This window comes from Janibacter sp. LM, from assembly GCF_039631275.1.
GTDB classification, from domain to species: domain Bacteria; phylum Actinomycetota; class Actinomycetes; order Actinomycetales; family Dermatophilaceae; genus Janibacter; species Janibacter terrae.
Genome location: NZ_JBDIVG010000027.1, coordinates 103102 through 113911, shown reverse-complemented (window position 1 = coordinate 113911; position 10810 = coordinate 103102). Strand labels below are relative to the sequence as shown.

At 71.2% G+C, this 10810-nt stretch carries 13 protein-coding genes and 1 other RNA gene; 2 read left to right on the top strand and 12 right to left on the bottom strand.

Features of this window, described 5'->3' with window-relative positions; genetic code table 11:
- The 6 genes from ABC138_RS14470 to ABC138_RS14445 form a co-directional block, all read right to left on the bottom strand.
- Positions 1 to 406: DEAD/DEAH box helicase family protein (locus ABC138_RS14470; RefSeq protein WP_345914118.1), on the bottom strand; the 406-nt coding region annotated here is incomplete at its 3' end.
- 73 nt (positions 407 to 479) lie between these two features.
- On the bottom strand, positions 480 to 1274 hold the full coding sequence (locus tag ABC138_RS14465; protein ID WP_345914117.1) for a thioesterase family protein: 795 nt from the start codon (positions 1272 to 1274) through the stop codon (positions 480 to 482).
- Between the two features lie 8 nt (positions 1275 to 1282).
- Complete coding sequence (locus tag ABC138_RS14460; RefSeq protein WP_068322297.1) at positions 1283 to 1591, bottom strand: DUF3039 domain-containing protein; 309 nt, start codon at positions 1589 to 1591, stop codon at positions 1283 to 1285.
- A 22-nt stretch (positions 1592 to 1613) separates the two neighbouring features.
- On the bottom strand, positions 1614 to 2171 hold the full coding sequence (locus tag ABC138_RS14455) for a YqgE/AlgH family protein (protein WP_068322293.1): 558 nt from the start codon (positions 2169 to 2171) through the stop codon (positions 1614 to 1616).
- 9 nt (positions 2172 to 2180) lie between these two features.
- Positions 2181 to 4142 carry a DEAD/DEAH box helicase gene (locus ABC138_RS14450; protein ID WP_345914116.1) on the bottom strand — a complete coding sequence of 654 codons (1962 nt, stop codon included), beginning with the start codon at positions 4140 to 4142 and terminating at the stop codon, positions 2181 to 2183.
- Positions 4143 to 4230: 88 nt separating this feature from the next.
- Positions 4231 to 4602 (bottom strand): VanZ family protein, encoded by a 372-nt coding sequence (locus ABC138_RS14445; protein WP_255218228.1) that lies wholly within the window; start codon positions 4600 to 4602, stop codon positions 4231 to 4233.
- 61 nt (positions 4603 to 4663) lie between these two features.
- On the opposite strand from ABC138_RS14445, the gene trxA reads away from it, so the two are divergent.
- A complete protein-coding gene (gene trxA / locus ABC138_RS14440) occupies positions 4664 to 5038 on the top strand; it encodes a thioredoxin (protein ID WP_345914115.1) in 375 nt (124 codons plus the stop codon).
- A 98-nt stretch (positions 5039 to 5136) separates the two neighbouring features.
- Positions 5137 to 5307: a CsbD family protein gene (locus ABC138_RS14435; RefSeq protein ID WP_068322285.1), complete on the top strand. Its 171-nt coding sequence runs from the start codon at positions 5137 to 5139 to the stop codon at positions 5305 to 5307.
- An 84-nt stretch (positions 5308 to 5391) separates the two neighbouring features.
- Here the strand turns inward: ABC138_RS14435 and ssrA are convergent.
- The 6 genes from ssrA to prfB all read right to left on the bottom strand — a co-directional run bounded on the left by ssrA (position 5392) and on the right by prfB (position 10808).
- Positions 5392 to 5758, bottom strand: a transfer-messenger RNA (tmRNA) gene (gene ssrA / locus ABC138_RS14430).
- Between the two features lie 79 nt (positions 5759 to 5837).
- Positions 5838 to 6314: an SsrA-binding protein SmpB gene (gene smpB / locus ABC138_RS14425; protein ID WP_068322283.1), complete on the bottom strand. Its 477-nt coding sequence runs from the start codon at positions 6312 to 6314 to the stop codon at positions 5838 to 5840.
- Positions 6315 to 6402: 88 nt separating this feature from the next.
- Positions 6403 to 7779, bottom strand: a complete 1377-nt coding sequence (locus tag ABC138_RS14420) for a peptidoglycan DD-metalloendopeptidase family protein (RefSeq protein ID WP_345914114.1) — start codon at positions 7777 to 7779, stop codon at positions 6403 to 6405.
- A 64-nt stretch (positions 7780 to 7843) separates the two neighbouring features.
- Complete coding sequence (gene ftsX, locus ABC138_RS14415) at positions 7844 to 8752, bottom strand: permease-like cell division protein FtsX (protein ID WP_068322278.1); 909 nt, start codon at positions 8750 to 8752, stop codon at positions 7844 to 7846.
- On the bottom strand, positions 8749 to 9576 hold the full coding sequence (ftsE, locus tag ABC138_RS14410; RefSeq protein WP_345914113.1) for a cell division ATP-binding protein FtsE: 828 nt from the start codon (positions 9574 to 9576) through the stop codon (positions 8749 to 8751). The genes ftsX and ftsE overlap by 4 nt, the downstream gene beginning before the upstream one ends.
- A gap of 119 nt (positions 9577 to 9695) precedes the next feature.
- Entirely contained in the window at positions 9696 to 10808 is a 1113-nt protein-coding gene (gene prfB / locus ABC138_RS14405) for a peptide chain release factor 2 (protein ID WP_345914112.1), read from the bottom strand.
- Positions 10809 to 10810: the final 2 nt, after the last annotated feature.

Below are 10810 nucleotides of genomic sequence, written 5' to 3'. Positions count from 1 at the left end.
CCCGGGTGCGCTGCTCGTGGACCGAGGGGCGCGAGGCCACCTGCGCGTAGGTGACCGCCACCCCGTCGTAGTCGCTCGAGGTGACGGCCATGGTGTTGGAGAACCTCGGGTCGAGGTGGATCCCGACGCGGGCCGCCGCGTCGGCCCACTGCGTCTTGAGGTGCTCGGTCGGCGCCACGACGGTGATGTTGGTGACCTCACCCGCGGACAGCAGCTCGGCGGCGACCCGCAGGGCGAAGGTCGTCTTGCCGGCGCCGGGGGTGGCGACCGCGAGGAAGTCGGTGCGGCCCGAGTCGAGGTAGAGCTGCAGCGCCTCGGCCTGCCAGGCGCGCAGGGCGCCGGCGGTGCCCCACGCGGCCCGTCTCGGGAAGGCGGGTGACAGGTGGGAAGCAGCAGACTGACTCATCGCGGGACCACTGTAGATCGCCGCGCCGACAGGACCGAAAACCGGTGGCGCATGGGACCGGCGAGGGGCCTGTTCACGCCCTCGCGTCCATCGCGACCATGGTCTGCACGCCCGTGCCGAGGTCGCCGAGCCGGTCGGACAGGGTCGTGTGCACCGTGCCGCCGTGACCGGGGGTCGCGAGCGCCTGGGAGCTCAGACGCACCCACTCCCCCTCGGGGTCCCGGTCGAGCGCCACGTGCAGGTCGCAGTTGATGTACGTGTGCCGGCGCGGGTCGAGCGTCATCGTGATGCCACCACCGGAGTCCGCGAGGACGAGCGCACGCTCCCACGGTGTCGGCTCCTCGTCGGGCAGCAGCGGGATGAGCTGGCGCCCCCACGCGACGGCCGTGCCGCCGGTGCCGACTCCCCCTTCGACGGTGCGCCACTCGATCGCGCTGACGTAGCCGTCCAGGTGCATGCCCGCGATCTCGAGCCGCCCGTCCCCCGCACCCTCCGGCACCGGGTCGGGACCGCCGGTGCGCCGGCCCTGCAGCCGAGGGAAGTCCTCGGGGGCGCGCACGATGCGCCAGGCCCTGGCGACCGCCACCGGGCGGCCGGCGACACCGGCGCTCGCCTCGAGCAGCTGCATCGACCGCCCGCTTCGCAGGACCCGGACGTCGATGGCCAGCGGAGCCACGGGGATCGGCCCGAGGATGTCCAGGCGCACGTCGGCCAGGCGCGTGCCGGGCTGCGGATCGTGCCGCTCCATCGCCCTCGCGAGCAGGGCCGCCGGCGGACCGGCGTGCTGGGCATGCGGGGTCCATGGGCCGGCCGTGGCGGGAAGGGAGTCGAAGGTCGCGTCATCGAGCTGCCGGTAGAAGGCCTCCACCGTGGGGATCAGTCCTCCCCGTCCTGCGGGTCGCGCAGACCGTCGTAGATCTCCTTGCAGATCGGGCAGACGGGGAACTTCTCCGGGTCGCGCCCGGGCACCCAGGTCTTGCCGCAGAGGGCCTTGACCGGCTCGCCGGACAGCGCGCTCTCGAGGATCTTCTCCTTGCGCACGTAGTGGCTGAAGCGCTCGTGGTCGCCGGGCTCGGCCAGCTGCGGGGTCGGCTCGGTGCGCTCGAGCAGCGAGGTCGACGTCGACGGGCCACCGGGTTCGGTGACCGGGGAGCCGGGCTGGGTGGGGTCGGCAGGCGTGCTCATGCCACCCATCCTAGATCGGGCCCTAGTTCAGGTCCGGGTCCACCGGGTAGGTCGAGACGAAGGCGAGCGACCCGGCCTGCCGACGCAGGACGCGTCGCCAGAGGGTGCCCGGGTCGCCGTCGAAGACGTCACCGATCTCGGCGTCGACGACGTACCAGCCGCCACGCGCCCGCTCGTCGGCCAGCTGGTCGGCGCTCCACCCGGAGTACCCGGCGAAGATGCGCAGCGCGCTCACCTGCGGCCAGATGATCTCCTGCGGGGAGTCCAGGTCGACGAGCGAGATCGCCCCGAAGAGGCGCTTGAGCCCCGGCGGCGGCTCGACGTCGCCGGGCAGCCCGGCCAGGCCGATGGCCGAGTCGAGCTGGACAGGCCCACCCTGGAAGACGCGCTGCGGCTGGCTGGAGCCGGCCTGCCAGCCGGGCAGCACGTGGTCCACGGGGGTGTCGAGCGGTCGGTTGAGGATGAGGCCCTCGGCGGTCTGCTCGTCGTGCTGGAGCACGAGGATGACGCTGCGGGCGAAGAGATCGTCCGTCAGGTCGGGGGTCGCCACGAGCAGGCGGCCGGCGAGCGAGGTCTCCATGCCCTCAGGTTAGTCCCGGGGGCGTCCGCGGTACCCGCCCTGACGACCGCCGCGGCCACCATCACGGTGGTCCCGCGCGCCGCGCGGCCCGCGGGTGCCGGAGTGACGACGCGCCGGGCGCGGGTCGACGAGCTTGCGGAAGTCCGCGTCGGAGATCGGCACCCCGCTCGGCTCGACGGCACCGACGTCGGAGAGGACCTCGTGGTCGAGCTCGGTCCTCACCGGGCGCGCCTCGAGACCAGCCTCCGCGGCCATGCGCGTGACCTCCTTGCGCTGGTGCGGGAGGACGAGCGTCACGACGCTGCCCTTCTCGCCCGCGCGGGCGGTACGACCGGCGCGGTGGAGGTAGTCCTTGTGGTCACCCGGGGGGTCCACCTGCATGACGAGCGAGACGTCGTCGACGTGGATGCCGCGGGCGGCGACGTCAGTGGCGACGAGGACCGGCAGCGAGCCGGTGCGGAAGGCACCGATCGTCTTGTTGCGCTGCGACTGGCTGAGGCCACCGTGCAGCGGGGCCGCGGCGACGCCGGCCTCCCGCAGCTCGCCGGCGATCCGCTCGCAGCCGAGCTTGGTCCGCGCGAAGACGACGGTACGACCGGGACGCGAGGCGATCCGCGCGGTGATCTGCTTCTTGATGTTGGGCTCGATGAGCATGAGGTGGTGCTCCATCGTCGAGACGCTCGCGGAGGCCTCGTCGGTGCTGTGCGTCACCGGGTCGCTCATGTAGGCCGCGACGAGGTCGCCGACGCCGCGGTCGAGCGTCGCGGAGAAGAGCAACCGCTGGCCACCGGGACGGCAGTCGTCGAGGATCCGCGTGACCGAGGGCAGGAAGCCCATGTCGGCCATGTGGTCGGCCTCGTCGAGGACGGCCACCTCGACCTCGTCGAGCGTCAGCGCGCCGCGGTCGAGCAGGTCGACGAGGCGACCCGGGGTCGCGACGAGCACGTCGACGCCCTTGTCGAGCGCCGCGGTCTGGCCGGTGTAGGACAGGCCGCCGGCGACGAGCTTGATCCGCAGGCCGCTGACGTGGACGAGCGGCTCGAGGGAGTCGCTCACCTGCATGGCCAGCTCACGGGTCGGGACGAGGACGAGACCGCGGGGCTTGCGGCTGCGGGCGCGGCCGCCGGCCAGACGGGCGAGCATCGGCAGGCCGAAGGCCAGCGTCTTGCCGGAGCCGGTCTGGCCGCGGCCGAGCACGTCCTTGCCCGCGAGGGCGTCCGGGATCGCGGCGGCCTGGATGGCGAAGGGGGTGGTGATGGCGTCGCGCGCGAGTCGCTCCACGAGCACCTCGGGCACGCCGAGCGCGGCGAAGCCGTTGTCCTCGGCCACGTCGACGGGTCCGCTCAGCGAGGTGCGGGCGGAGGAGGTCCAGGTGTCGGCCTCCTGGCGCAGGGCCTCGGGGTCCTCGGTGCGCTCGAAGCGGTCCGCTCGGTCGGGACGCTCGAAGCGGGGGGCGGCGCCGCGGCGGTTCTGCTCGCGCTCGAAGCGGGGTGCGGGACCGCGCCGACGGTCGTCGTTGTCGCGGTGGCCGCGCGACGGGCGGCCACCCGTCTGCTCGCGGTCGAAACGCGGGGCGGGGCCGCGCCGGCGGTCCTCGCGGCGCTCGAAGCCGCGGTCGTCCCGGTCGTCGCGGCGCTGGAAACCGCCACCACGACGGTCGTCCCGGTCGTCACGGCGCTGGAAACCGCCACCACGACGGTCGTCCCGGTCGTCACGGCGCTGGAAACCGCCGCGGTCCTCGCGACGCTCCCACGTCCGCTGGCCGCGGTCCTCGGTGCCGTCGCGGCGCACGCGCTTGGGCCGGTCGCCGGAGGAGGACTCGTCGCGGTCGCGCCAGCGCTCCTTGGCGCGGGGCGCGTCGGTCGGCGCCTGGCCGCGGTGGTGGGGCTTCTTGGGTCCCTTGACGGGAGCGTTCTTCTTCGCCGAGCTCTTCTGCGCGGTGGTCCAGCGGGGCTTCTTCTTCGGGGGCACGTCAGTGCTCTCAATCTCTTGGTGAATGGGCAAACCCGCACACGTGGGGCGCGGGCGACACCAGAGTCGAAAGCGATCGTGCGAGTTCCTAGGAGCGGCGACGACGCGGTCGCCGAATCACCAATGGTACCGCTATTGCTGCGAGGCCGACACCGACGAGGTCGGCGAGGACGTCCCACGGGTCACCGGAGCGGTGCGCGAGGACCGCGTGCTGCATGACCTCGCTCACAGGTGCGTGCACGGCGCACAGCAGGGCCGCGGCGGGCCACCGTCTGCGGCGGGCCAGACCGGCGACGAGCACGGGCAGCCCGAAGACGAAGGCGTGGACCACCTTGTCCCCGTGGGGAACCGGCGACGGCGGCCCCGGCACCTGCGGCGCGTAGAGGACCACGAGCTGGAGGAGGACGACGAGCGCGAACGCCACCCGGAGGAGCCGACGGCGGGTCTGCGGTACGGGCACCGGGCCAGCACAGCACACCACCCCGAAGCACCCGCGCCCAGGTCGGCCTACAGTTGATGTCATGAGCAAGATCACCGACCTCGATCTCGAGACCTTCCGCTCCACCGTCACCGGCGACGGCACGGTCGTCGTGGACTTCTGGGCGGCGTGGTGCGGCCCGTGCCGTCAGTTCGCCCCGGTCTTCGAGGCCGCCGCGGACGACCGCGAGGACATCACCTTCGCCAAGGTCGACATCGACGACAACCCGGAGCTGGCCTCCCTCGCCAATGTCTCCTCGGTCCCGACCCTGATGGCCTTCCGCGACGGCATCCTGCTGCACCAGAGCGCCGGCGCCCTGCCCAAGGCCCAGTTCGAGCAGCTGCTCGACGCCGTCCAGGACGTCGACATGGACGAGGTCAAGGCCCAGGTCGCGGCCCGTGAGGGCTCCGCGGGCTGACCCTCCCCACCGCGTCGACCCGTCCTCCGCGAGGAGCACTGGCGCGTCGGCGCGACCTGTGGTGAGGTGGAGAGACCAACCACGACCAGGAGGACTCCATGGGTATCGACGACAAGATCGAGAACACCAAGGACCAGCTCGCGGGCAAGGCCAAGGGCGCCGCTGGCGACGCCACCGACGACGAGGACCTGCAGGCCGAGGGCCAGGCCCAGGAGACCAAGGGCGACCTCAAGGCCGCCGGCGAGAAGGTCAAGGACGCCTTCAAGTGAGGCGCTGAACCCCACGCACATGACGAAGGGCGGGACCGCGATGGTCCCGCCCTTCGTCGTGCGTGCTGCGTGACGTGCCCCAGGTGGTGGAGGTGGCGGGAATCGAACCCGCGTCCACTGGCAGACAATCAGGACTTCTCCGGGTGCAGTGCGCTATGGATTTTCTCGGCCCCGGGGCTCGCGCGCACACGTTCCCCGACAGGCCCAGTCACGTAAGAGTCCCGCAGTACCCCGTGACATGGCACTGCAGCAAGATCTCTAGCTGACGCTGGGATCTAGGCCGAGATCAAGCCTAGGCCAACGGACTTCGGGCTCGCTCAGGCGGCGAGGGCGAAGTCGGTGCGCTTGGAGTTGGCACCTATGGGTTTTGCACGGGGCGTTGACGAGATGACCGTGCATCCTCGACCCGCTTCTCCTGAAGGACCGGCCAATGTCGAAACCGATCACCCCCATGGGAGGGACACGTCACGCTGTTCAGTTGTGCTCTCTCAGTATCCCCTCAACGACGCGAGAGGCCAAACGCATTCCCGTCAGTCGCGTCCGCGACCGAAGACGGCCCGGTCGGTCTCCCGCCGGTCCTGCCGCTCGCGCAGCGCGTGCCGCTTGTCGTAGGCCTTCTTGCCGGTGGCGGTCGCGATCTCGACCTTGACCCGGCCGTTCTTGAAGTACAGGGACAGTGGGACGATCGTGCGCCCGCTCCCCTGCACCTTCGCGGCGATCTTGTCGAGCTCGGCGCGGTGGAGCAGCAGCTTGCGCCGGCGGCGCGGGGTGTGGTTGGTCCAGGTGCCCTGCACGTACTCCGGGATGTGCACGCCCTCGAGGTAGAGCTCGTCCCCGTAGAAGATGGCGTACCCGTCGACCAGGCTGGCGCGGCCCATGCGCAGCGCCTTGACCTCCGTGCCCATGAGCGCGAGGCCGGCCTCGTACGTGTCCTCGATGAGGTAGTCGTGGCGGGCCTTGCGGTTGCGCGCGACGACGAGCTCGCCCTGGGCGGTCTTCTTGGCCATGGTGGTCCCCCCTTCGCAGGTCCGGTTGGTGACGGGCCACCGTACCCCGTCGGGCGCGCGGAGTCCCGTCAGTTGTGCCGAAGGGAGGTCAGAGCCAGCCGCGCGGGTCGACGGGCGTGCCGTTGGCGCGGGTCTCGAAGTGCAGGTGGCACCCGGTCGACGTCCCGGTGGTCCCGACGTAGCCGATGACCTGGCCGCGGCTGACGTGGCCGCTGCGCACCGCGAAGGACTGCAGGTGGTTGTACGTCGTGGCGAGCGAGGAACCCCGCTTGATGCCGTGGTCGATGACGATCTGGTTGCCGTAGCCGCCGGTCGCGCCGGGTGGGTTCGCGGCGATGATCGTGCCGTCGGTCGCGGCGAAGACCGGGGAGCCGCAGGCGCCGGCGTAGTCGCGGCCGGCGTGCAGCCGCCAGGTCTGGTGGATCGGGTGGAAGCGCAGACCGAACTCCGAGCTGGCGGGAGCACTGCTCGGCGCCTGCAGCACGCCGCTGCTCGTCGGGGCCGGCGGGTTGGGGTCGGCCGGCGCGGCAGCCGCGCTCGGGGTCGAGGCCGCGGCCCGACGGCGAGCCTCTGCCTCGCGGGCGGCCTGGGCCTCGCGGGCCCGGCGGATCTCGGCCTCGCGGATGCGCGCCTTGCGGGCCCGCTCCTCGAGGATCTTGGTCAGCTTGTCCGACTGCGCCTGGAGGCTGTCGACCTGGCGCTTGTCCTTGGCCTTCTCCCGGCGCAACGTCGCGGCCTGACTCGTCTGGTCGCTCTCGAGGCCCTCGAGCTTGCGCTGCGTGGAGTCGGCCTTGTCGCTGGCGGCCTTCGCCGTGGAGAGCTTGCTCTCCTTGTCGGTCTTGGCGTCCTTGGTCTTCTGCCGCAGCGCCTGCAGCCGGTCCCCGGTCGAGACGAGGTTGGCGCGGGAGGTGCTCAGCTCCTGCAGCGCCGAGCTCTGGGAGTCACCGACGGACTCGGCCATGATCATCTTGTCGACGAAGGTCCCGGGGTCCTCGTTGCCGACGGCGACGGACATCGTCCCGATGCCCTGCTGCTGGTAGACCTGCCCGGCGAAGCCGGCCACCGCGCGCCGCGAGGTGGTGATCTTGGAGCTGGTCGACTTCAGCTGCTTCTCGGCCTTGCGCTCGTTGGCCCGGGCGAGCTCGTACGCGGCGACGGCGTCGTCGTACTCCCCCTTCGCCGTCGTCTCGGCCCGCTCGGCGGCGGCCGCGGCGCTGCGCGCCCCGGGCAGCTTGTTGCGGGTGGCCTTGAGCTTCTCGTACGCGCTGACGAGCTCCTTCGACGACTCGTGGAGGTCACCGCGGGCGTCGGAGAGCTGGCTGTCGACCCGGTTCTTCTTCTCCTGCGGGTCCGGGTCGGCCGCGTGGGCGTAGCCGACGACGCCGCCGAGCAGGCAGACCGAGAGCGCGGCGCCGGTGAGGGCACGGGCGCGCGCGGAGACCTGGGGACGTGAGGGGCGGGACATCGAGGTCAACGGTAACGACGAACCCGACCGGTGCACAGCACCCTCGCGCCCTCGGCGCGCCCCGTCACACCCGCAGGTAGCGCCACAGGGTCACCGTCGACGTCCCCACGGCCAGCACGACCACCCCGACGAGCATGAAGGGGGCGATGAGCCAGACATCGCTCGCGGAGATGAAGGCGGTACCGGCGTTCTCCTGCAACAGGTATCGGTCGAAGAGCGCCCACGCCGACAACCAGAGCAGGCCCACCGCCATCACCGCCCCGATGAGGCCGGAGGCGACGGTCTCGATGATGAAGGGGGTACGGATCGTCCGGTTGGACGCACCGACGAGCTTCATGATGGCGATCTCACGCCGGCGGGTGAAGGCCGCCTGCCGGATCGTCGTCGCCATGAGGAGCACGGCCGAGATGAGGGTGAGCGCCGCCAGGCCGACCATCACGACGGTCATGATGTTGATCGCCCGGAAGAGCGGGGCGAAGACCTCGCGCAGGTTGGGCACGCTCGCGACGCCGGGCGCCCCCTCGAAGGCGGAGGCGACCGTCTCGTACTCCTCCGGGTCGGAGAGCTGGACGCGGTAGCTCGGCGGGATGTCGCCGACGCGGATGTGCCCGGCGAGCGGCGAGTTCTTGTAGTCCTGCTTGAAGCGCTTGTACGCCTCCTCCTCGGACTCGTAGTAGACGTCCTTGACGAGGGGCTTCATCTCCTCCAGCTGCGCGTCCACCGAGTCCTTCTGGTCCTGGGTGGCCGCCCCGGTCGAGCAGTTGGGCTGCGCGGAGGTCTCGGTGCACATGTAGATCGAGACCTGGACGCGGTCGTACCAGTAGCCCTTCATCTGGTCGACCTGCCGCTGGGCGAGCAGGCCCACGCCGAGCAGGTACAGCGAGATCATCGTCACGAGGATCACCGAGACGGCGATCGACTTGTTGCGCCGCAGGCCCTCCCAGGCATCGGCGAGTACCGAGGTCGGCCTCATCGCAGCAGGTCCTCCGCGTCGTCGTCCCAGTCGTCGAGGGCGTGCACCTCACCCAGGGGGCGGTCCGCCGGGTCCTCGCGGGGCTCCACGCCCCCTTCGTGCTCGACCGCGCGGTCCTCGCGGTCACGCGAGTCCACGATGCGCGGCACGTAGCTCCCGCCCTCCTCGTCGCGGACGATCACGCCGTCCTCGAGCTCGACGACCCGCTTGCGCATCTCGTCGACGATGACGTTGTCGTGGGTGGCCATGACGATCGTCGTGCCGGAGTCGTGGATGCGGCGCAGCAGACCCACGATGTCGAGGCTGGTCGCGGGGTCGAGGTTGCCCGTGGGCTCGTCCGCCAGGAGCACCGGCGGCTTGTTGACGACCGCGCGGGCGATGGCCACCCGCTGCTGCTCACCACCGGAGAGCTCGTGGGGCATGCGCTTCTCCATGCCCGCGAGGCCGACGAGCTCGAGGGTCTCGGGCACGAGCGCCCGGATCGCGCGGCGCGGGCGGCCGATGACCTGCAGGGCGTACGCGACGTTGTGCTCCACGGTCTTGTTCGGCAGCAGCCGGAAGTCCTGGAAGATCGTCCCCACCTGACGCCGCAGCTGCGGCACCTTGCGCTGCGGCAGCTTGCGCAGGTCGTGGCCCCCGACGAGCAGCCGCCCGGAGCTGACGAGCTCCTCGCGGATCGTCAGCCGCACGAGGGTCGACTTGCCCGAGCCCGAGGCGCCGACGATGAAGACGAACTCCCCGCGGTCGATGTTCAGGTCGATCCCGTCGAGCGCGGGGCGGCTCTGGTTGGGGTATCTCTTGGTGACGTTCTCGAAGCGGATCATCAGCTGCAGCAGGCCTCAGGGACGAAGGGGACACGGCCGCCTGCAGGATAAGCCGCACGGGTGGACGGTCCGTGACAATCTCGTGACCTCGGCGCGTTAGGTCCGAGGTCGCGGTCGGCTCAGGCCTCGGCCTTGGCCTGCTCGATGCGCCAGCGGATGCCGGCCTCGATGAAGGAGTCGATCTCACCGTCGAAGACGGCGCTCGGGTTGCCGGTCTCCTGCTCGGTGCGCAGGTCCTTGACCATCTGGTACGGGTTGAGCACGTAGGAGCGCATCTGGTCGCCCCAGGTGGCCTTGACGTCGCCGGCGAGCTCCTTGCGCTCGGCGGCCTCCTCGGCCCGCTTGGCCAGGAGCAGGCGCGACTGCATGACGCGCAGCGCGGCGGCACGGTTCTGGATCTGCGACTTCTCGTTCTGCATCGACACGACGATCCCCGTCGGGAGGTGCGTCATGCGCACCGCGGAGTCGGTGGTGTTGACCGACTGGCCGCCCGGGCCGGAGGAGCGGAAGACGTCGATCTTGAGCTCGTTCTCCGGGATCTCGATGGAGTCGGTGCCCTCGATGAGCGGGATGACCTCGACCGCGGCGAAGGAGGTCTGACGACGACCCTGGTTGTCGAAGGGCGAGATGCGCACGAGGCGGTGGGTCCCCCCTTCGACCGAGAGGTTGCCGTAGGCGTAGGGGACGTTGACCTCGAAGGTCGCCGACTTCAGGCCCGCCTCCTCGGCGTAGGAGGTGTCCATGACCTTGGTCGGGTAGCCGTGGCGCTCGGCCCAGCGCAGGTACATGCGCATGAGCATCTCGGCGAAGTCGGCGGCGTCGACGCCACCGGCGCCGGCGCGGATCGTCACGACCGCCGCGCGCTCGTCGTACTCACCGGAGAGCAGGGTGCGGACCTCGAGCTGGCCGACGGCCTTGCGGATCTTGGCCAGCTCGGCCTCGGCCTCGGTGAGCGTGTCCGCGTCGCGCTCCTCCGTCCCGAGCTCCACGAGCGCCTCGAGGTCGTCGATCCGCGCGTCCATGCTCTGGATCCGCTCGAGCTCGGAGTTGGCGCGGGAGAGGGCGGAGGTCACGCCCTGCGCCTTGTCGGGGTCGTCCCACAGGTCGGGGGCCGCGGCCTGCTGCTCGAGCTCGGCGATCTGCGCCTCGAGGGCGGGCACGTCGGTCACATCGCGCACCGACCCCATGGTCGTGCGCAGGTGCTTGATCTCGGTCTCGAAGTCGACAGCCACAG